The 18,975-nt window shown below is 62.2% G+C and carries 20 protein-coding genes; 11 read left to right on the forward strand and 9 right to left on the reverse strand.

What is annotated here, in order from left to right:
* Positions 1-2: 2 nt before the first annotated feature.
* The 7 genes from RYZ20_RS03110 to RYZ20_RS03140 are packed head-to-tail and all read left to right on the forward strand — an operon-like array spanning position 3 to position 5,714.
* On the forward strand, positions 3-191 hold the full coding sequence (locus RYZ20_RS03110) for a hypothetical protein (protein ID WP_317670404.1): 189 nt from the start codon (positions 3-5) through the stop codon (positions 189-191).
* 5 nt (positions 192-196) lie between these two features.
* Positions 197-1,378, forward strand: a complete 1,182-nt coding sequence (locus RYZ20_RS03115) for a vWA domain-containing protein (protein WP_317670405.1) — start codon at positions 197-199, stop codon at positions 1,376-1,378.
* Positions 1,375-1,722, forward strand: coding sequence for a hypothetical protein (locus RYZ20_RS03120; RefSeq protein ID WP_317670406.1), 348 nt, complete (start codon positions 1,375-1,377; stop codon positions 1,720-1,722). The genes RYZ20_RS03115 and RYZ20_RS03120 overlap by 4 nt, the downstream gene beginning before the upstream one ends.
* A 4-nt stretch (positions 1,723-1,726) precedes the next feature.
* The gene (locus tag RYZ20_RS03125) at positions 1,727-2,329 is read left to right on the forward strand and encodes a DedA family protein (protein ID WP_317670407.1); all 603 of its coding nucleotides are present in this window, start codon (positions 1,727-1,729) and stop codon (positions 2,327-2,329) included.
* Between the two features lie 31 nt (positions 2,330-2,360).
* Positions 2,361-3,053: a M48 family metallopeptidase gene (locus tag RYZ20_RS03130; protein ID WP_317670408.1), complete on the forward strand. Its 693-nt coding sequence runs from the start codon at positions 2,361-2,363 to the stop codon at positions 3,051-3,053.
* A gap of 54 nt (positions 3,054-3,107) precedes the next feature.
* Positions 3,108-4,331: a hypothetical protein gene (locus RYZ20_RS03135; protein ID WP_317670409.1), complete on the forward strand. Its 1,224-nt coding sequence runs from the start codon at positions 3,108-3,110 to the stop codon at positions 4,329-4,331.
* A gap of 18 nt (positions 4,332-4,349) precedes the next feature.
* Positions 4,350-5,714 carry a cytochrome P450 gene (locus RYZ20_RS03140; RefSeq protein WP_317670410.1) on the forward strand — a complete coding sequence of 455 codons (1,365 nt, stop codon included), beginning with the start codon at positions 4,350-4,352 and terminating at the stop codon, positions 5,712-5,714.
* Here RYZ20_RS03140 and RYZ20_RS03145 read toward each other — a convergent pair.
* Together RYZ20_RS03145 and RYZ20_RS03150 are read right to left on the reverse strand one after the other, a co-directional pair.
* Positions 5,711-6,397 (reverse strand): nucleoside/nucleotide kinase family protein, encoded by a 687-nt coding sequence (locus RYZ20_RS03145; protein ID WP_317670411.1) that lies wholly within the window; start codon positions 6,395-6,397, stop codon positions 5,711-5,713. The genes RYZ20_RS03140 and RYZ20_RS03145 overlap by 4 nt on opposite strands.
* A gap of 3 nt (positions 6,398-6,400) precedes the next feature.
* Complete coding sequence (locus tag RYZ20_RS03150; protein ID WP_317670412.1) at positions 6,401-7,021, reverse strand: thiamine phosphate synthase; 621 nt, start codon at positions 7,019-7,021, stop codon at positions 6,401-6,403.
* A 99-nt stretch (positions 7,022-7,120) separates the two neighbouring features.
* Here RYZ20_RS03150 and RYZ20_RS03155 point away from each other — a divergent pair, with 99 nt between their 5' ends.
* From RYZ20_RS03155 to RYZ20_RS03165, 3 genes are all read left to right on the forward strand, one after another.
* Positions 7,121-7,855, forward strand: coding sequence for an RNA methyltransferase (locus tag RYZ20_RS03155; protein ID WP_317670413.1), 735 nt, complete (start codon positions 7,121-7,123; stop codon positions 7,853-7,855).
* A 92-nt stretch (positions 7,856-7,947) separates the two neighbouring features.
* Entirely contained in the window at positions 7,948-9,090 is a 1,143-nt protein-coding gene (ctaA, locus tag RYZ20_RS03160; protein ID WP_317670414.1) for a heme A synthase, read from the forward strand.
* A 3-nt stretch (positions 9,091-9,093) separates the two neighbouring features.
* Positions 9,094-10,563 (forward strand): carboxypeptidase M32, encoded by a 1,470-nt coding sequence (locus tag RYZ20_RS03165; RefSeq protein ID WP_317670415.1) that lies wholly within the window; start codon positions 9,094-9,096, stop codon positions 10,561-10,563.
* Between the two features lie 32 nt (positions 10,564-10,595).
* Here RYZ20_RS03165 and RYZ20_RS03170 read toward each other — a convergent pair whose 3' ends face one another.
* From RYZ20_RS03170 to RYZ20_RS03185, 4 genes are all read right to left on the reverse strand, one after another.
* Positions 10,596-11,672: an ABC transporter ATP-binding protein gene (locus RYZ20_RS03170; protein ID WP_317671328.1), complete on the reverse strand. Its 1,077-nt coding sequence runs from the start codon at positions 11,670-11,672 to the stop codon at positions 10,596-10,598.
* Positions 11,673-11,680: 8 nt separating this feature from the next.
* Positions 11,681-12,487, reverse strand: coding sequence for an ABC transporter permease (locus RYZ20_RS03175; protein WP_317670416.1), 807 nt, complete (start codon positions 12,485-12,487; stop codon positions 11,681-11,683).
* On the reverse strand, positions 12,484-13,383 hold the full coding sequence (locus tag RYZ20_RS03180; protein ID WP_317670417.1) for an ABC transporter permease: 900 nt from the start codon (positions 13,381-13,383) through the stop codon (positions 12,484-12,486). Before RYZ20_RS03180 ends, RYZ20_RS03175 begins: the two co-directional genes overlap by 4 nt.
* 108 nt (positions 13,384-13,491) lie before the next feature.
* Positions 13,492-14,907 carry an aminotransferase-like domain-containing protein gene (locus RYZ20_RS03185; RefSeq protein ID WP_317670418.1) on the reverse strand — a complete coding sequence of 472 codons (1,416 nt, stop codon included), beginning with the start codon at positions 14,905-14,907 and terminating at the stop codon, positions 13,492-13,494.
* 92 nt (positions 14,908-14,999) lie between these two features.
* On the opposite strand from RYZ20_RS03185, the gene RYZ20_RS03190 reads away from it, so the two are divergent.
* Positions 15,000-15,206, forward strand: coding sequence for a DUF1127 domain-containing protein (locus tag RYZ20_RS03190; RefSeq protein WP_317670419.1), 207 nt, complete (start codon positions 15,000-15,002; stop codon positions 15,204-15,206).
* 80 nt (positions 15,207-15,286) lie between these two features.
* On the opposite strand, the gene RYZ20_RS03195 is transcribed toward RYZ20_RS03190, so the two are convergent.
* From RYZ20_RS03195 to RYZ20_RS03205, 3 genes are all read right to left on the reverse strand, one after another.
* A complete protein-coding gene (locus RYZ20_RS03195; RefSeq protein ID WP_317670420.1) occupies positions 15,287-15,541 on the reverse strand; it encodes a hypothetical protein in 255 nt (84 codons plus the stop codon).
* 125 nt (positions 15,542-15,666) lie between these two features.
* Positions 15,667-17,844 carry a Hint domain-containing protein gene (locus tag RYZ20_RS03200; protein WP_317670421.1) on the reverse strand — a complete coding sequence of 726 codons (2,178 nt, stop codon included), beginning with the start codon at positions 17,842-17,844 and terminating at the stop codon, positions 15,667-15,669.
* A 146-nt stretch (positions 17,845-17,990) separates the two neighbouring features.
* Positions 17,991-18,695 (reverse strand): Hint domain-containing protein, encoded by a 705-nt coding sequence (locus tag RYZ20_RS03205; RefSeq protein WP_317670422.1) that lies wholly within the window; start codon positions 18,693-18,695, stop codon positions 17,991-17,993.
* Between the last annotated feature and the right edge of the window lie 280 nt (positions 18,696-18,975).

Genomic DNA, 18,975 nt, shown 5'->3' on the forward strand with positions numbered 1-18,975 from the left:
ATATGAGGAACTCGCCCATGCTGGTAATCGCCGGAACCCTGATCGGAGCCATCTGGGGCTACCTGCGCGCTGCGAAAGCGGGCGGAAACGGGTTCGACCGCGCGCAATATGCCGCCACCCACGCGATTGCGCTGGCTCTGATCGGGCTGATCGCGACGCTGGTGATCGACCGGATGCTGCGGGGGGGCTAAGCCGCATGTTCCTGCCCTTTTTCGAGGCTTTGCGCCGTGGCGGGGTTCCTGTCAGCCTGCGCGAATATCTGGCCTTCCTTGAAGGGTTAAGCAAAGGGCTGACCACCTACGACATCGACGCCTTCTACTATTTCGCCCGCACCGCGATGGTAAAGGACGAGCGTCACCTCGACCGCTTTGACCGCGCTTTCGCGCAGGCGTTTCAGGGGCTTGAGGCGATTTCAGCCGATGATGTTCTTGAGGCGATGGACCTGCCCGAAGACTGGCTGCGCAAGATGATCGAGCGGCATATGTCCGACGAAGACAAAGCCCAGATCGAGGCTTTGGGTGGCTTCGACAAGCTGATGGAAACGCTGAAGAAACGGCTTGAGGACCAAAAGGGCCGCCATCAAGGCGGCAGCAAGTGGATCGGCACGGCGGGCACCTCTCCTTTTGGCGCCTACGGTTATAACCCCGAGGGCGTGCGCATCGGTCAGGACCGCTCGCGCCACCAGCGCGCCGTCAAGGTCTGGGACAAGCGCGAGTTTCGCGATTTCGACGATACGGTCGAGCTTGGGACACGCAACATCAAGGTCGCGCTGAAGCGCCTGCGCCAATGGGCGCGCCACGGCGCCGCCGAAGAGCTGGACCTGCCCGCCACGATCCGCGCCACCGCGGATGCGGGCTATATCGACGTGAAAACCCGCCCCGAGCGGCACAATGCGGTCAAGGTGGTGCTGTTTCTGGATGTCGGCGGCTCGATGGACGCGCATATCAAGATGCTTGAGGAACTGTTCTCGGCGGCAAAAGCCGAGTTCAAGCACCTCGAATACTGGTATTTCCACAATTGCCTTTACGAAGGTGTCTGGAAGGACAATCGCCGCCGCTGGAACGAGGTCACGCCGACGTGGGACGTGTTGCACCGCTACGGACCTGATTACAAATGCATTTTCGTGGGTGACGCCTCGATGTCACCCTATGAGATCACCCATGCCGGCGGCGCGAACGAACATTGGAACCCCGAAGCCGGGCACCTGTGGCTGACGCGTGCGCGCGAACAATGGCCCGCCACCGTCTGGCTGAACCCCGTCGAAGAGCGGTTGTGGAAATTCACCCAATCCATCGGGATCATCCACGAACTGTTCGACGGAAAGATGTATCCTTTGACGTTACAAGGGATCACCGAGGCGATGAAGGAACTGGGATGAAGGTGCTGGCCCGACTTTGGCGCGAACAGCGTGTGGCACTGGTGGCCTTTGGGCTTGCGGCGGTGCTGGCGTTGTTCTTCGCGGTCAAATTGCTGGTGCTGACGATCTATTGGTCCGACCCCGCGCATCGGCAGGTTGATCCCGCTCCCTGGATGACGGCGGGCTATCTGGCGCGCAGCTGGCATGTCTCGCGCGAGGATCTGGACCCTGTTCTGGGGGTCGAGCGCGTGGGGCGCGTGCCACTCAAAGACATCGCCGCGATGACAGGCAAACCGGTCGAGCAACTGATCGACGAGCTGCGCGCCGCCCTGCCCGCGATGACCGCGCATCACATGGGGAACTGACCCCATGCCCGAGCAAATCACCGACGCGTTTCTTGCCCTTCTGCCCGTTTATGGCCCGTGGCTTTTGGGGCTGACCACCTATCTTAGCTGCCTTGCCCTGCCCGTTCCCTCATCGCTGATGATGATCGCGTCGGGCGCCTTTGTCGCCTCGGGCGATCTGTCGGGCGCGGTGATGATCGGTTCGGCCTTTGGTGGCGCGGTTCTTGGCGATCAGACGGGGTTTCATCTGGGCAGGCGGGCGACGCGTTTCCTGCCCGACGACGGCAGCCCGAAGGGGAAGCTTTTGCGAGAGGCGATCCACAAGCTGCAAGCGAAAGGCTGGATGACGGTTTACCTTAGCCGCTGGCTGTTTTCGCCGCTTGGGCCTTATGTGAACCTGGCCGCCGGAGCCACGGGCTATAGCCGGCGCGCGTTCAGCCTTGCCGATCTGGCGGGCGAGGCGACATGGGTTGCGCTTTATATCGGGCTTGGCATCACCTTTGGCGCCAATCTGACGGCCGCGTCCGAGTTTGCCGCCAACATGCTTGGCCTGATCGCGGCGGGGGTGATTGCGCTTGGGCTGTTGTGGTGGCTCTGGCGCGCAGCCCATGCGCCGACACAGGATTGACCCAGCCAGCCGCGCGCCCCATATCTGGCCCATGCTCTTACGATTGCTCCCTTTCCTTCTGTTCATCCTCTACGGCGTGGCGCTGTGGCATTTCTCGGCATGGTCGTTGAAACGCCAGCTTGACGGCAATTCGCGACGCCTGCGCGACACCCGCCTGCAGCCCGTTCTGGACCGGCTGGCCGTCGCGCTTGATGTGCCCGAAGTGCCGGTGCATGTGTTTCAGGTCGCCCCCGTAAACGGGCTGGCCGCGCCCGATGGCCGCGTCTTCCTGACCGAAGGCTTCATGGAGAAATACCGCTCAGGCGAAGTCACGCCCGAGGAAATCGGCTCGGTCATCGCGCATGAGCTGGGGCATGTGGCGCTTGGCCATTCGCGCCGCCGGATGATCGACTTTTCGGGCCAGAACGCGCTGCGACTGTTGCTGATGACGGTGTTCGGGCGGTTTTTGCCCTTCATCGGTATCTGGCTGGCAAACATCCTGACCACCGCCCTTGCCGCGCGCCTTAGCCAGCGGGACGAGTTCGAGGCCGATGAGTTTGCCTCGGCGCTGATGATCAAGGCGGGGCTTGGCACGGGGCCGCAGGTGTCGCTGTTTCGCAAGCTGGACGCGCTGACGAAAAACGCGGGCGGCAGTGTGCCTGAATGGCTCTTGACCCACCCCAAGACCGAGCGCCGCATCGCCGCGATCGAGGCCCATGATGCGCGCTGGAATGCCGTGCGCTAAGACCTTACTTTCGCCGGATTTTCGCGCTAGCCTACGCCAAAGCGAGGGGCGGGTATGGTGCAGACGCAAGAGCAACAGGTCAGGCGGCGGCGGGTGTTCTACATCCCCGGCTATGACCCGATCCATCCCCGCCGCTACCGCGAGCTTTACCGCAAGGAGGGCGCTGCGCAGGCCGCGGTTTCGGGCTATGAGATCGCGCTCAAGCCCAAACAGGCGGGCGGGCCTTACGGCTGGCATGTGACCTCGACGCAAGAGGGGGCCACGGTCGAGGCCGACATCGAGGTGCTGGTCTGGTCCGACATTGTGCGCGACAGCATGGGCCATTCGATCCCGGAAACCTATCTGCAGCTCTTGCGCACGGCCTGGGCCTATATCGGCACCGGCGCTTTGTTCCGACTGATGCGGCTGCGCAAGGGGCCGATTATCGCAGCACTCTACCCGATTTTCGCGCTGCTTTTGCAGCTTGGCGCGGCCCTCGGACTTGGCGCGGGCGCGGCGTTTCTGGCGCTCGCGCTGCTGCCGCCTTTCTCCCTTGCGCCCCTTGCAGGCACGGTGGTGGCGCTGGCCATTGCTGGCGCGGTGCTGCGCTGGTTCCGCGCGCATGACGGCAAGTTTTTCGCCTATTACCTGATGCATGACTATGCGTTTTCTGCGCGCTGGATGGGGGCGAACCCGCCCGGCCTTGAAACCCGCATGACCGAGTTTCGCGGCCAGATCGAACAGGCGCTGGCCGAAGACTGGGATGAGGTTCTGGTCGTCGGGCATAGCTCGGGCGCGCATCTGGCGGTCTCGATCCTCGCCGATTTGCTCCGCGAGGATCGCCCCACGGGCGGCCCCGCGCTTGCATTTCTGTCGCTTGGTCAGGTCGTGCCGATGGTCAGCTTTCTGCCGCACGCGACCCGGCTGCGCAAAGACCTGCGGGATCTGTGCCAAAGTGACGCGCTAAGCTGGGTCGATGTGACGGCACCGGGCGATGGCTGCGCCTTCGCGCTGTGCGATCCGGTCAAGGTGACGGGCGTCGCACCCGAGAACCAGCGCTGGCCTCTGGTGATTTCCGCCACCTTCACACAAACCCTGTCGCCCGCGCGCTGGAAGGCGCTGCGCTGGCGGTTCTTCCGGCTGCATTTCCAGTATCTGTGCGCATTTGACCGCCCGCGCGACTATGATTATTTCCGCATCACCGCTGGTCCACAGACGCTCGCCACCCGTTTCAAAGACCGCCCCCCGTCAAAAAGCCGCATTGATCGCCCGGTCAATCGCTTTACCACGGTCGGGTAACAGTAACGAGTGAGTGCGATGCCCCTGCCCCCTAAACCCGTCCCCCGTCCCGATAAAGTCTCGCTTTGGCGCTATTTCCGGCTGTTCCGCCAAGACATCCTCTCGGCACAACCCGAACGCCTGTATCGCGCGCAGATGGCCGAGTTCCGCACGCCGTTCTTCCGCTCGTTCCTGTGCAATGACCCCGCGCTCGTCGATCTGATCCTGAAAAAGCGCCCGCTCGATTTTCCCAAATCCGACCGCGTGCGCGAGGGGCTAAAGCCGCTTTTGCGCGAGAGCGTGTTCATCACCAATGGCGAGACATGGCTCCGCCAGCGCCGCATCATCGACCCCGCGTTTGAGGGCGGACGCCTGCGCGATACCTTCGGCGCGATGTGGGATGCGGGCGTGGCCTGCGTCGAGCGACTGAAGAAACAAGCCGATGGCCAACCGATTGAAATCGAGGCGGAAACCTCACATGCGGCGGCGGATGTGATTTTCCGCACGCTGTTCTCGATCCCGATCGGGCATAAGGTCGCAGGCGCCGTGTTTGACGAGTTTCGCGCGCATCAACGCTCGGCGCCCGTGGTCAATCTGGGCGCGATCCTGCCCTTGCCCAAATGGTTCCCGCGCTTCCATTCGCGCGCGACCAAGCGCACCGCAAAGAACATCCGCGCGCTGATCGAACAACTGACCACCGAGCGCGCAAAAGCGATCACCGCAGGCACCGCGCCCGACGATCTGGCGACCAAGATCATGACGACGCCCGACCCTGAAACGGGCGCGCGGTTCGACACCGAAGAGATGGTCGATCAGGTCGCAATCTTCTTTCTGGCGGGGCATGAAACCTCGGCCTCGGCACTGGCGTGGTCGCTCTATCTGCTGGCCACCCACCCCGAGTGGCAAGAGCGTATCGCGACCGAGGCGCAAGAGGTTATGGCTGCGCAAATCCCTTATTTTTCAACAATCAACAAGCTAAAGCTCTCACGCGCGGTGTTCCGCGAGGCGATGCGGCTTTACCCGCCCGTGCCGATGTTCGTGCGCGAGGCGACCTGCCCCGAAACCTTCCGCGAGCGCAAGCTCTGCCCCGGCGATCAGGTGATCGTCAGCCCCTGGCACCTGCACCGCCACGAGCGTATCTGGGAGAACCCCGACGCCTTCGACCCGACCCGCTGGGACACGCCAAACGGCAAAGAGGGGCTGCGCTCGGCCTATATCCCGTTCTCGGCCGGCGCGCGGGTCTGCCCCGGCGCGGGGTTTGCGATGGCCGAGGGGCCGCTGATCCTGTCGATGATCTTGCAAGCCTTCCGGATCGAGCCGGTGCCCACGCGTGTCCCCGTCCCCGTCGCGCATCTGACGGTGCGCGGCAAGGACGGTATCTGGTTGCGGCTGGTGCCGCGTTAATCGCGGATCACGAAATCGGCGCCGCGGTTCTCGCGCACTGTCACCAGCCCGTTGGGCATGTCGTTTTCCTCGACGCGGCGGCGCACTTCTTCGGGTGGCAGGTTCTGGCCTTGCCAGCGTTCGGTCAGACGGCGGCGCAGCTCTTGCGGCGGCACATCAATGCGGATCGAGAGGTCAAAGAGCGGGAACAGATCACGCCACGGCGCGCGGGTCAGCAGAAGGTAATTCCCCTCAACCAGCAGATAGCGCGCCTTGGCAGGAACCGTCGCGCCCTCCTCGACAACACCGTCAATATCGCGGTCGAAGGTCGGCACGGGGCAGTCCTGATCGGTGTTCTTCAGAGTATCAAGAAGCACAGAAAACCCTTCGACATCAAAGGTTTCCGGCGCACCTTTGATGTTGCGAAGCCCCGCCTGATCCAGCGCCTCGTTCGACAGATGGAACCCGTCCATCGCGACAATTGCGGCCGATCCGGCCTCCTGCGCGTTCAACTCATCCGCAAGCGCGTGGGCAATCGTCGATTTCCCAGACCCCGGCGCGCCCACGATGGCGATCAGCAATCGCCCGTCGCCAAGCGCGCGGATCTGCCCCGCCAGCTCGTCGCGAGGCAGGCGCAGTTCCGGCTCCATAAAGGCGCCGTAGTCGCCCATCGGGCCATCCGAATCCCCAAGCCAGCCCGACATGGTTCAGCCCATCGCAGCGATCAGCTTGGTCATTTCGGCCGCCGGATCATCGGTGCGCCAGATTTCCTCTCCGATAGCGAAGAAATCGGTCACAGGGGCAAAATCGCGGATCAACGCCTCGGTCAGCGCACCTTCTGCGACGACCGGCACTTCGATCATCTCGGACCACCATTCGAAAATCTCGCGCGGCGCGCGTTCGCCCGTGCCAAGGGTGCTTTCGCCAACGGGACCAAGGCAGACGTAATCCGCCCCCGCCTCGCCCGCGTTCATCCCGTCATGGCGCGAGGTGCCGCAGAACGAGCCGACGATCGCCTCGGTCCCCAGTTCCTTGCGCGCGGTGCGGATCGAACGCGCGCCATCGTTGAAATGCACCCCGTCCAGCCCGTGACGTTCGACCAGCTTGAGATGGGTGTCGATCACCAGCGCCACGTCGCGCTGATGGGCCACATCGCGACAGGCATCCGCCGCGCGCCCGATGGTATCCTCGTCGCGCGTCGCCAGTGCCAGACGGATGCAGGCGATCTCATGCGCGTCCAGCACGCGGGCCAGCAGTTGCGGAAAGCTTCCCAGCTCGATCGCGGGGGGCGTGATAAGGTAGATCTGCGGGCGGATAACTTCGGCCATGGGCGGTCCCTTTCGCGTTTGATTGCCTTCTAGCGCAAGCCGTGCGCCCTTGCCAGAGGGATGCAGCACGCTTATTGGCAAGGGCGCAAAGGAGACCCCATGGACCAGCAACCCGTCATCATCCTCGTGCGCCCGCAGATGGGCGAGAATATCGGCGCCGCCGCCCGCGCGATGCTGAATTTCGGGCTGGACCGGATGCGCCTTGTGGAGCCGCGCGATGGCTGGCCCAACCCCAGGGCGGTGGCGATGGCCTCGGGGGCGGCGGGAAAGGTGCTGGACCGCGCGGGCGTGTTCGACGATCTGCCCGCCGCGATTGCGGATTGCGATTTCGTCTTTGCTACCACCGCGCGCGGGCGCGAGCTGCCCAAGCCCATCTACACCCCCGAAGCCGCGATGACCGAAGCGCGCAAGCGTATCGTCGCGGGCCAGAAGGTCGGCATCCTGTTCGGTCCCGAGCGCACGGGGCTGGAAAACGACGACATCAACCGCGCCAATGCGATCATCACCGTGCCGGTCAATCCTGCGTTCTATTCGCTGAACCTTGGTCAGGCAGTGCTGCTGACGTCTTATGAATACTCGCGCCACACGCTGGATGCGGCCCCCGTTGATCCGGGCCTTGCGGGCTTTGATCCGGCCAGCCAGACCGAGGTCGAAAAGCTGGGCGATCATTTCGAAGAGCGGCTGCAAGAGGCGGGTTTCTTCTTCCCCGAGCACAAAGCCCCGATGATGAAGCGCAACCTGCGCAACATGTGGACGCGGTTCTCGATGACGCGGCAAGAGGTGCAGACCCTCCACGGTGCCCTGCGCCAGCTTTTGCGCCCGCGCGACCAATAGGCGCGCGCTATTCAAGCCCCGCCACACGCGCAATCCGCTTGAACGCCCGCCCCCCCGCGCCTAGTTTGGCAAGCGATTGAGGGAGAGCCGGAATGAGCCAGAAACGCAGCATCTTCGAAGAGGTCGGCCAAGGGGCGAAACCCGCCGCGCGGCCGCAAGGCGGAATGATCGACGCGCGCCCCAAAGGTGCCCGCGCCGCAATCCGCGTCTGGCTTCTGGTTCTGTTCGCGCTCGTCTGGGCGATGATCCTTGTTGGCGGCGCGACACGGTTAACGGATTCGGGGCTTTCGATCACCGAATGGAAGCCCGTCACGGGCGCGCTCCCGCCGATGTCCGAGGCCGCGTGGTCCGAGGAATTCCAGAAATACCAGCAAATCCCCCAGTTCGAGATCATGAACCCGGATATGACCCTTGAGGATTTCAAGGGCATCTACTGGTGGGAATGGGGCCATCGTCAACTGGGGCGCGTGATCGGGCTGATCTGGGCGCTTGGGTTCTTTGGCTTCCTTGTGACGAAACGCATCCCCACCGGATGGACCCCGCGCCTTTTGGCGCTTGGGGCGCTTGGCGGGCTGCAAGGGGCGATCGGCTGGTGGATGGTGTCCTCGGGGCTAGGTGGAGAAATGGTCTCGGTCGCCTCCTACCGGCTGGCGACACATCTGGGGCTGGCCTTTGTGATCCTCGCGCTGATTACGTGGTATGCGCTGATGCTTGGGCGGAGAGAAAGCGATTTGCTGCAATCGCGCCGCGTGGGCGAGGCCAAGCTGTTTTCGCTAAGCACGGGGGTGATGCATTTCGCCTTCCTGCAAATCATTCTGGGCGCGCTGGTCGCGGGGCTGGACGCAGGGCGCGGCTACACCGACTGGCCGACGATGGGGGGCGAGTTCCTGCCGTCCGAAGCCTTCGATCTGACGCCCGTCTGGAAGAACCTGTTTGAAAACCCCGTGCTGACGCAATTCCTGCACCGGATGGCGGGCTACGCGCTGGTGCTGTTTGCCGCCTTCGCAGCGTTCAGGGGGCGGCGCTCGGCCCATCCGAAAACCCAGACCGCGTTCTTGTGGATGGGGGCGATGCTCTTGATGCAGCTCGCGCTTGGCATCACGACGCTTGTCAATGGCGCGCCCCTGCATCTGGGGCTGATCCATCAGGCGGCGGCGGTGATCGTCTGGGTTCTGGTGATCCGCGCCCGCTTCCTTGCCCGCTATCCCCTTGTCACCTCGATCCGTGGAGCTTGACCGATGACCAACACCTTTGCCGACCTGATGGCCCATCAGCGCGAAACCGAGGCGCTTGCCTCGATTGCAGGGCGTCTGGGGTGGGATCAGGAAACCATGATGCCGCGTGGAGCCACCAAAATGCGCGCCGAGGAAAGCGCAGCCCTTGAAGGTGTCCTGCACGCGCGGCGCACCGACCCGCGGATCGGAGACTGGCTGGCGGTGGCGAATGCCCCCGATGATGCGGGTCAGCGCGCGCTTGACCTGATCGCGCGCAGCTACAATCGCAACACCAAGATCCCCGCGCGACTGGCCGCGGAACTGGCGCGGCTGACCTCGCTCGCGCAAGGCATCTGGGCCGAGGCGCGCGCGACGGAAACGCCTGCCGATTTCCTGCCGACACTGCAAGAGGTCGTGGCGCTAAAGCGCGAAGAGGCCGCCTGTCTGTCGACAGGTGATCTGTATGACGCGCTCTTGGACGATTACGAACCGGGCATGACAGGGGCCGAGATTTCGGCCATGTTCGACGCGATGCGCCCGCGCCTTGTGGCGCTGCGCGAGGCGGTTCTGGCGGCCGAGGCGCCCCCGGCGCTGGATCACGTCTTCCCAGAAAACGCGCAACTGCGGCTGGCGAAAATCTGTGCGACCGCGTTCGGCTATGACTGGACGCGCGGGCGGCTGGATATGGCGGTGCATCCGTTCTCGTCGGGGTCGGGCAATGACGTGCGCATCACCACGCGGATTTCCGAGACCGACCCGTTCAACTGCATCTATTCGACGATCCACGAGGTCGGCCACGCCTGCTACGAGCAAGGCATCGATCAGGACTACCTGTTTACGCCGATGGGCGCGGGTGTCTCGATGGGCGTGCATGAAAGCCAAAGCCGGATCTATGAAAACCAGCTTGGCCGCTCGGCTGCCTTCACCGGCTGGCTGCACGGGCGAATGGTCGAGATGTTCGGCGATTTCGCCGTGAACGACCGCCAGGTTTTCCACGCCATCGTGAACCGCGTTTCGAACGGGTTCATCCGCACCGAAAGCGACGAGCTAAGCTATAACCTGCATGTCATGCTGCGCTTCGATCTGGAGCGGGATTTGGTCGCGGGCCGGCTTGAGGTGGCCGATCTGGAAGAGGCGTGGAACACGCGGTTTGCCTCTGATTTCGGCCAACGTCCCACGCTGCCCTCGCAAGGGTTCTTGCAAGATGTGCATTGGTCGGTGGGGCTGTTCGGCTATTTCCCGACCTATTCTCTGGGCAACCTTTACGCGGGCTGCCTGAACAAGGCGATGCGCGCGCAGGTGTCAGGCGTCGACGACGCGCTGGCACAGGGCAATGCCGCGCCTGCGACGGACTGGCTGCGCGAAGGGTTGCAACGCCACGGGGGCTTGCGCGATCCGCGCGCCACGATCGAGGCCGCCTGCGGTTTCGCGCCCACGGCAGATCCGCTTCTGGATTACCTCGAAGAGAAGTTCAAAGCGATCTACGCGCTGTAAACAAAAGCGGGGGCCAAGCGCCCCCGTTTTTCTTAGCGAAACAGCACCAGCGCGCCTGGCGACCACGCGACCCGCGTGCGCGTGCCGATCTCTAGCACGGGGCGGCCAAAGACATTGCGCATCGAAATCCGCACCGGCTTTTCGACGCCATCCAGCCGCACATCGTAATAGGTCATGTCGCCGTAATAGACGACCTCGTCGATGGTGCCCGGTGCCTCGCGGTCGTGGGGCGTCTGCCCCTCGTAAAGGATGGTCAGCGTCTCGGGGCGGAACCCTATGCTGGCGCCCTTCCCTTCGGGTGCGGCCGAGGCTTGGGCCGCGTCGATTTCGAACCGGCCAAGGCCGGCGACCTCGATGTCATAGTGACCGTTTGCCTCGCCCAGAATATCGGCGGGCAGGAAGTTCATCACCCCGATGAAATCGGCCACGCGGCGGGAATTCGGGCGGCGATAGAGGGTCTCGGGGTCGGCAAGCTGCGCGATCTCGCCCTCGAACATCACGGCGATCCGGTCAGACATGACCAGCGCCTCTTCCTGATCGTGGGTCACCAGAACAAAGGTGATGCCAACCTCGCGCTGGAGCTTGATCAGCTCGACCTGCATCTGCTCGCGGATTTTCTTGTCCAGCGCCGACAGGGGTTCATCCAGCAGCAGAACCTTGGGCTTCAGGATCAGCGCACGCGCCAGCGCCACCCGCTGCCGCTGCCCGCCAGACAGCGCATGGGCCGCCCGCGCGCCGTAACCGCCAAGTCCCACCATCTCGAGCGCCTCATCGACCAGCTTGTCTTTCTCCGCCTTGGAACGCGGATCGCGGCGCAGGCCAAAGCCCACATTCTGCCCCACGCTCAGGTGCGGGAAAATCGCGTAGGACTGGAACACCATATTGGTCGGGCGTTTGTTGGCCGGCACGTTCTCCATATGCTTGCCGTCGATCAGCACCGCCCCCGAGGAAATATCCTCGAACCCCGCGATGGTGCGCAACAGCGTGGTCTTGCCGCAGCCCGACGGCCCCAGCAGCGAGAAAAACTCGCCCGGCCGGATCTGCGCGGTGATGCCCCGCAGCGCGTGATACTCGCCATAATATTTGTGAACGTCCTGAAACTCGATCATGGGGGTGGTCACAGGAAGCCTCCGCTATCCTTGGCGCCGGTCTTCTTGAGGCCGCGGCGGCGGACATATTCCGCAATGGTCAGAAGGACGATCGAGAGCGCCACAAGGCAGGAGCCAAGCGCCATGATCATCGGGATTTGTTTCGGGAAGCGCAGCTGCGAGAAGATATAGGTCGGCAGCGTGGGTTCATTCCCCGCAAGGAAAAACGCGATGATGAATTCGTCCAGCGAGATGGTAAACGCGATCAGCATCGACGAGATGATGCCCGGCAGAACCAGCGGCAGAGTAATCAGCCGGAAGGTCGACCATTTCCCCTCGCCCAGATCGTAAGCCGCCTCTTCGAGCGAGCGATCAAGCGAGCCGAAGGCGGTGTTCAGAATGGCAATCGTATAGGGTGTCGCGATCAGCACATGGCCCAGAATGACGGTAAAGATCGACAGGTTTACCCCCATCGCCAACAGCACCAGAAGCAGTGACCCACCCACGATGATCTCGGGCAGAACGAGGGGCAGCATGATCAGCCCCATGATCGGTGCCTTGCCCGGAAAGCTGAACCGGCTGCCCGCGCGAGCCGCGAAAATCCCCAGAACCGTCGCGAAGACCGAGGTCGAGCCCGCGATGATCAGCGAATTCACCACCGCATTGCGCAGCGTGTCATTGGCGAACATCTGCTCGAACCAGCGCCCGGTAAAGCCCTTGAGCGGAAAGGCGATGATCGTGCCGTCATTAAAGGCGAAAATCGGCAAAAGCAGGATCGGCGCATACAGGAACGCCAGATAGGCCAGCGCGTAAATCCGAAGGGATGGCAGCCTCATTTCGCCCCCCTCAGATAGCGGCGGTTCATCAGCACAAACCCCACCGAGATCAGCGCCACAACCGCCATCGCCGAAATCGCGATGGCCGAGCCAAGTGGTTTGTTATCCAGCGGCAAAAGCTGCGCCTGAATCATATTGGCGACCATCGGCATCTTGCCGCCGCCGATGAGTTCAGGCGTGACATAGTCGCCGATCGTCGGGATAAACACGATCAGCACGGCCGCCACGACACCCGGCATCGCCAAAGGCAAGGTCACGCGCGCGAAGGTGCGCAGCTTGGTTTCGCCAAGGTCCTGCCCCGCCTCCAGCAGCGAGCGGTCGATCTTTTCCAGCGCCACGAAAATCGGCAAGATCGCGAAGGGCGCATAGGCATGGGCCAGCGTCGCGGTGATCGCGCCGACGGTATTGAGCATCTGCAGCGGGTCTTCGATCAGCCGCCCGTCGCCCATAATCCCCAGCGATTTCAGCCCCGAATTGATCACGCCGTTATAGCCAAGGATCACCTTCCACAGAAACACCCGGATCAGATACGAGGTCCAGAACGGAATGGTGATCAGGAACAGCCACAAAGATTTGCGCGCGGGCGAGACCTGAAACGACAGGAAATAGGCCACCGGAAAAGCCAGAACCACTGTAGCCAGCGTCACCAGCCCCGACACCAGAAGCGAGCGCAAAAGGATCGCGCGGAAGATCGGGTCTTGCCATGTCGCGAGATAGTTCCCGAAGGTAAACTCGCGGATTACCGTCAGATAGCCGTCCTTGAAAAAGGAATAGGCGAAAATCGTCAGCAGCGGCCCCGCCAGCAGTAAAATAGCGTAAATTGCGGTCGGAGAGACCAGCAAAAGGCCGTTCGCGGCCTCGGAATGCCTGAGCCGGTTGAGCCCGCTTTGCGCCATTCACTTCTCCCTGTCAGCCCGGACTTGTCGCCGGTTCAGCCCCGACGAAAGCACATGGCGGGGCAGTTTGGAAGAGGGCAAGGGCGGATTGCGGGGATTTTCCTTGGTCTAGACCGGCAGATCGGAATGCTGGCGTTCAAGCAGGGTTTTCAGCCGGCCGATTGCCTCACGGAAGCGGTCTTCGGGCACCCCTCCCGCCATCGCGATGCGCACCGCATTGGGCGCCTGCCCGTCATGGAGCGCATATTCATCAGCGGATCGCAAGAGCACGCCTTCGGCCTCGGCCATGCGCGCAAAAAGCGACCCGCGCCAGCCAACAGGCAGACGCAGCCACAGGAACGACAACCCCGGAAGCCAGGAAATGTCTTGGTCTCCAAGAGCTTGCAGCGTCATCTGCAAGCGTCGCGCCATCTCGTCCTGCGCAGCATGGCGCAGCCGCATCGCCTCGCCCGTGCGGAACAGATGCGTGACAATATCGGTGATCGGGCGCGAGAGACCGAAATAGCTGTGCTGCGCAGCAAGACGGCCGGTCTCACCCATCCCCTCAGGCGCGACGACAATCCCGAAACGCAGCCCCGCCGAGATGGTTTTCGACAGCGAGGTCACATGCCACGCGCGTTCGGGCGCAATCGCACGCAGGCTTGGCAGCCCCGTGACCGGCGCAGTATAGCAGTCGTCCTCGATGATTTGCAGATCGTGCTTGCGCGCGACCTCGGCCAAAGCCTCGCGTCGTTCGGTCCCCATCCGCCCCGCGGTCGGATTTTGCGCGTCGGGCGTGACACAGACCATCTGCCCGCCGTGACGGCGACAGGCCGCATCCAGCGCCTCGGGGATCATGCCTTGATCATCAATCGCAACGGGGGCGACTTCGGCCCGGTTCAGACGCGCGGCGTGGCGAAAACCGGGATAGGCCAGCTCCTCGACAAAGACGACCGGACGGTCACCGCGCAGGCAGCACTGCATCGCCAGATTGATGCCGTTTTGCCCGCCGTGGGTCAGCACGATGTCCTCGGCCGAGACCAGCCCGTCAAGCGAGCAACATTCGGGGAACCACTCCAGCACCGCCTCGCGGCAATAGACGTCGCGGCGCAGGCCGGGGTATTCAAGATAATGCGCGCCAATATCGCGCGCCGCCGCCTCCATCGCCGCCGCGATCGCATTCGCCTGTCCGACATCGGGCAATTGCGGCGAGCGGAGGTCCACAATCCGGCTATCAACGTCGAACATCGACGAGGGAAAAGCATACAATGGCTCGGATGGGCCAAGCTTGCGCGATTTTGCTGACACAAAAGTCCCGCGCCCGACGACCGCCTCAAGAAACCCCTCTTGTGTGCCAATCTGATAGGCCCGCGCGATTGTGCCGGGCGTAACCCCTATTCTCCAAGCCAGATCTCGCACAGTGGGTAGCCGAGCCCCCGGTGCCAAGGCGCCCGAGCGGATACCTTCACGCAGCGCGCGCACCAGCGCCAGATACTTGGGGCCGGAGCGTCCGGCAAGATTTGGCTTCCAATTTGTATCAGTCACAATGTTTCTCTGGAGGTTAAACCGAACGCTTTGTATGCATTGTTTATCAGAACAACCCGTTTTGTATCAACACTGAAAGTGACAGGTGTCCAATGTCCAGCCTTTCCTTCCGCCTTCCGCTTCGCTCTGCCGCCGCTATCCCTGCGCGTCCGCAAGTCTTCGGCCGCGTTATGAAATGGGTAGACCTGCGCCGTAGCCGCTCCGCGCTGGCGCAACTGGACACCCGCCTTCTTAAGGATATTGGCATCTCTGAACAGGACGCACAAACCGAGTATGGTCGTCCGTTCTGGCAAGAATAGGTTCCGCAGTCCCCTGTCGGACCTATTCCTGGGCCGGACTTACGTCCGGCCTTTTTTCTTTTAATCCGGGTAGATACAGGTCAGGCGCAGATTACTTCGATGGCGATCGAACGCTTTTTAAGTTCCGCATAGATTGCCGGAAGCATCCGCGTCGCGGTCGCTGCTTTGCGCAGCGCCTCCCCCACCTGGGCCTCCGCCACCGCTTCGCTCACGCGCCAGACCATGCGCCGTGCAACCCCGTCGTCATAAACGATTTCCATTTCGCCCTGACGGCTTTTGCGCAATCCGACGAAATCGAGGCCGCCGCCCGACGTATGAAAAACTGCCTGTGTCATTGTTCTGGTCACTGCTTATTACAATTATGGTTGCAACCAGTTGGCCATAGAGCGGCAGCGCGGGTCAATCGACAACCCGGCCCCCATACTTTCGACACAAGCGCCTGAGTCCTTCTCGCAACAGTTTAGCCAGCCAAAAGCACTTTTGCCTCATAGGACTTGAGTGAGGGGCGCGCGGAAGGCCAGACGTTCAGAGGTGATTTTCCTTTCAATTCAGGAAAGATAGTCAGAATTTCGCGCAATTGGGAACTCTCCAAAGACTGCAGAACCACCTCCCCGGGCTGGAAGCTCTCGGTCCAGGAACTCTCCGCGAGAATGATTTCATGCGCGTCGAAAAGCAGGTGGATATAGATGATCTCCTCGGGCCAAAGGCGCTCCACTCCGGGTAGCCCCAATAGATACAATGCGGCGACAAGAACCTCGTTCTCACCGAACAACAGCTCGGCGCGAACACCGGAAATAAGCATCCGGTGCTGTGGAGAAACGATCATATCGCGGTCAGGCAGCCCATTCCCCAGGGCTCCGGCGCAGATGCGGATCGGGTTCAGCTCGGGCTGCGCCTCAAGTCGCGCGCGCGCGAGTTTACGCTGCCCCGCCCATCTAAGTTCCTGATAACCGTTGTCCCTCGTCAGCACGCGCATACCCGGCCTGAGATCCTCGACCGGCAGCGGCCCCTGCGCGGTCTCGATCATGGTTCCGGGTGTAAAGCATGGAACTAATGTAATATTCTCGATATTTGCAAAGCTGGTTGTCTCACCGTTGGCCCACCGGATCGTGCCGCTCTCGGAATTGACCGCATCATAGATGACCCGTGCGCGCCCATAGACAACCAGCTCGTCAATGTCGGTGTCATCGGCATCCTCGGAGCCGTCCACAGCTTCGCCGGCGTCCTGCCCGAAATAGAGCGAGATCGTATCCGAACCCGTGCCACCGGTAATCGCATCCAGCCCCGCGCCGCCTTCAAGATAGTCGTTCCCCGCGCCGCCCAAAATTGTATCATTTCCGGAGCCGCCGAACAGGGAGTCCCCGCCGCCGGCCCCGTCAAGATAGTCATCCCCCTCGTTGCCGTAAAACACGTTGGTATAGGCGTCCGCGCCGCCAACGATCTGGCCATTGAAGCCGACAAGTGTGTCGTTGAAGGCCGAGCCATAGATCCCGTCAACGCCAAGGATTGTATCGCCCGCGGCATCTCCTCCCGAGGCGGCGCCGCTGCCGAGGTTGATGCTGACGCCCGCGCCGGAGTCCGAATAATCAAGATAGTCCATCCCGGCCCCGCCAGAGATATAATCCCCTCCGGCACCACCGTGCAGCGTATCGAGCCCCGTTCCGCCCAGGAGCGTGTCCGCCCCCGCCCCTCCGTCAAGGAAGTCGTCGCCCGTGTCGCCGCGGATCGAGTCATTCCCCTCTCCCCCCGAAAGCTGGTCGTTATCGGCGCCACCATCTAGCGTGTCCGCACCGAGGCCACCGAAAATCGTGTCCGCGCCAGCCCCGCCAAGAAGCAGGTCATTGCCCGCATCGTCGATCAGAAGGTCGTCGCCATCGCCGCCATCAAGAGTATCGTCGTCGGTCTGGATCGCGGTAAAGGCTACGTCCGAAATTTGCAGAACCTGCCCGCCGGACCCCTGGTTCGCATAGCTGACCACGATCCGCGAAAGCGGCCCGACCGCCTGCACCAGCACAGAGCCGTTCAGGTCAGAAGAGGCGTTATTGCCGCCGGTTCCGGTCACTGTCTGGCCGTTGATGATGTCCTGCGTCGCGCTCAGGCTGACCGGCACCTCGGCGCCATTCTCGTCGTAGGCGCGAATGGTGACTATATCGGTCCAGCTGCTATTGTCGACATCCCACAAACGGAAGGACACATCGCTGACCGCGCTATCCAGCCCGGACCCCGCGACCGAAGAAAAGTCAAAAGTGACACTCGAGGTCGGCCCCGTGCCGCCCGCACCTTGCAACCTTCCCGCCGAATTTGGTGCGAAAGGCTCGCCCGCGGCAACATAGCCATTTGTGTTGCTGCTTGCGGTAAATCCGGTGCCAAGCCCCAGATCAGCGTAGCTGACCGCTACATTGATCCCGCCCGTGTTCTGCGTAAAGCCACCCGCGATATTGGAGCTGGTCGCATAGCTCGCGACCTGATCGCTCCAGTTCATCAAGAGTTCGACAGGCTGGACCGGGCCGGTGCCCACCAGAGTATCATTGCCAGCGCCCCCCGAGAGCGAGTCATTCCCCGCAAGCCCTGTGATGCTGTCGGCTCCGGTCGTGCCGGAAATGATGTTGTTACCAGAAGTACCGTTAAAAACTGCCATAATGCCCCACTGCGCAATACGCGCGCAAAATACAGGTCTGTTTCGCAACAGACTGGGGCGCCTTGAGGACAAATTAAGGTTAAAAGCCGTATAAGATTATGGCGGCACAATGGCAGAGACAGAAATGCTCCCGCAGGGGTTGCGGATCAGACCTGTTCGGGCTGGCAGAACCGATCTTGCGGCATAGGATGGCTGTTCTCGAACGCGAAGAAATCAGTGCGGATTTGCGGCAGGCTTTCGTTCCAGAACCCGTCAACCATCAGATACTGCCGCTCCGAGAACAGAAGCTGGAGATAGTTGATCGCGCTCGGGGTAATCTGCTCGACCCCCTCCTGACCAATCAGGTCGATCGCGCGGACCAACCACTCGCCCGCCTTGGCAACACCGGGCAGAGAGACCGTCAGAAGCTGCGATGGCGACAACAGTATATCGGCGGTTGGCAACCCGTCGCCCAATGCCCCCGCTGTGACTTTGACGGGCCGTAACAACGGGTTAAGCCCCAGTGCACGCCAGTCATAGCTATTCCCGGTCACCTGTCGCACCGGCTGCAGACCGTTCTCGCGCGTCACCACATAATCGCCGGCGCAAATATCTTTCGCCGCGACTTCGCCGCGTTCGGTCAGGATACGGGCATCCGGCATCAGCGGCGGGATCGCGCCAACAAAAGCGGAAATCGAGCGCGCGTGCAGCACCATGCCATTGGCGTCACGCACCTCGATAGAGCCGGAGCGGCCATCGAAATTATCATACCGGATGCGGGTTTCGCCCGGGGCGCAGTGTCCGGCGTCAGCGGTGTTTTTGTCATCCGCCTCTGTTCCGGAGGCGGCGGAAAAACCGGCTACGATTGTCATACGTCCCCCCTCCGAAAAGATGTCTATTTCATTCTTATGTTACAGCACTTTGAGTATTAAGAATATGTAAACATGCGACTATTCCCTCAGAATTAGTTTCTTCTTGTGAAACGGAAAAACACACAAACAACCCTAGCGTGTTGCTTTTCCTAAGATTTATTTACCTTAGCCGCGCAGCTTACCCCCGATTGTTTCACCCCATGCGGCCCGGACAACCGGATACTGGCAGGGCAACCCGCCAAGCCCGAATCATAAAACACCCCCCTCGCCAGCCCGGACA

This window comes from Pseudothioclava alba (assembly GCF_033100795.1).
Lineage (GTDB): Bacteria > Pseudomonadota > Alphaproteobacteria > Rhodobacterales > Rhodobacteraceae > Pseudothioclava.

What these genes read in the sequence shown, in the direction of transcription:
- RYZ20_RS03150 (WP_317670412.1), bottom strand. Translation starts at nt 7,021, where the DNA reads ATGGCCGAAGTTATCCGCCCGCAGATCTACCTTATCACGCCCCCCGCG.
- RYZ20_RS03200 (WP_317670421.1), bottom strand. Translation starts at nt 17,844, where the DNA reads ATGGCAGTTTTTAACGGTACTTCTGGTAACAACATCATTTCCGGCACG.
- RYZ20_RS03155 (WP_317670413.1), top strand. Translation starts at nt 7,121, where the DNA reads ATGGACCAGCAACCCGTCATCATCCTCGTGCGCCCGCAGATGGGCGAG.
- RYZ20_RS03135 (WP_317670409.1), top strand. Translation starts at nt 3,108, where the DNA reads ATGGTGCAGACGCAAGAGCAACAGGTCAGGCGGCGGCGGGTGTTCTAC.
- RYZ20_RS03195 (WP_317670420.1), bottom strand. Translation starts at nt 15,541, where the DNA reads ATGACACAGGCAGTTTTTCATACGTCGGGCGGCGGCCTCGATTTCGTC.
- RYZ20_RS03140 (WP_317670410.1), top strand. Translation starts at nt 4,350, where the DNA reads ATGCCCCTGCCCCCTAAACCCGTCCCCCGTCCCGATAAAGTCTCGCTT.
- RYZ20_RS03205 (WP_317670422.1), bottom strand. Translation starts at nt 18,695, where the DNA reads ATGACAATCGTAGCCGGTTTTTCCGCCGCCTCCGGAACAGAGGCGGAT.
- RYZ20_RS03175 (WP_317670416.1), bottom strand. Translation starts at nt 12,487, where the DNA reads ATGAGGCTGCCATCCCTTCGGATTTACGCGCTGGCCTATCTGGCGTTC.
- RYZ20_RS03120 (WP_317670406.1), top strand. Translation starts at nt 1,375, where the DNA reads ATGAAGGTGCTGGCCCGACTTTGGCGCGAACAGCGTGTGGCACTGGTG.
- RYZ20_RS03190 (WP_317670419.1), top strand. Translation starts at nt 15,000, where the DNA reads ATGTCCAGCCTTTCCTTCCGCCTTCCGCTTCGCTCTGCCGCCGCTATC.
- RYZ20_RS03115 (WP_317670405.1), top strand. Translation starts at nt 197, where the DNA reads ATGTTCCTGCCCTTTTTCGAGGCTTTGCGCCGTGGCGGGGTTCCTGTC.
- RYZ20_RS03110 (WP_317670404.1), top strand. Translation starts at nt 3, where the DNA reads ATGAGGAACTCGCCCATGCTGGTAATCGCCGGAACCCTGATCGGAGCC.
- RYZ20_RS03180 (WP_317670417.1), bottom strand. Translation starts at nt 13,383, where the DNA reads ATGGCGCAAAGCGGGCTCAACCGGCTCAGGCATTCCGAGGCCGCGAAC.
- ctaA (WP_317670414.1), top strand. Translation starts at nt 7,948, where the DNA reads ATGAGCCAGAAACGCAGCATCTTCGAAGAGGTCGGCCAAGGGGCGAAA.
- RYZ20_RS03165 (WP_317670415.1), top strand. Translation starts at nt 9,094, where the DNA reads ATGACCAACACCTTTGCCGACCTGATGGCCCATCAGCGCGAAACCGAG.
- RYZ20_RS03130 (WP_317670408.1), top strand. Translation starts at nt 2,361, where the DNA reads ATGCTCTTACGATTGCTCCCTTTCCTTCTGTTCATCCTCTACGGCGTG.
- RYZ20_RS03170 (WP_317671328.1), bottom strand. Translation starts at nt 11,672, where the DNA reads ATGATCGAGTTTCAGGACGTTCACAAATATTATGGCGAGTATCACGCG.
- RYZ20_RS03145 (WP_317670411.1), bottom strand. Translation starts at nt 6,397, where the DNA reads ATGTCGGGCTGGCTTGGGGATTCGGATGGCCCGATGGGCGACTACGGC.
- RYZ20_RS03125 (WP_317670407.1), top strand. Translation starts at nt 1,727, where the DNA reads ATGCCCGAGCAAATCACCGACGCGTTTCTTGCCCTTCTGCCCGTTTAT.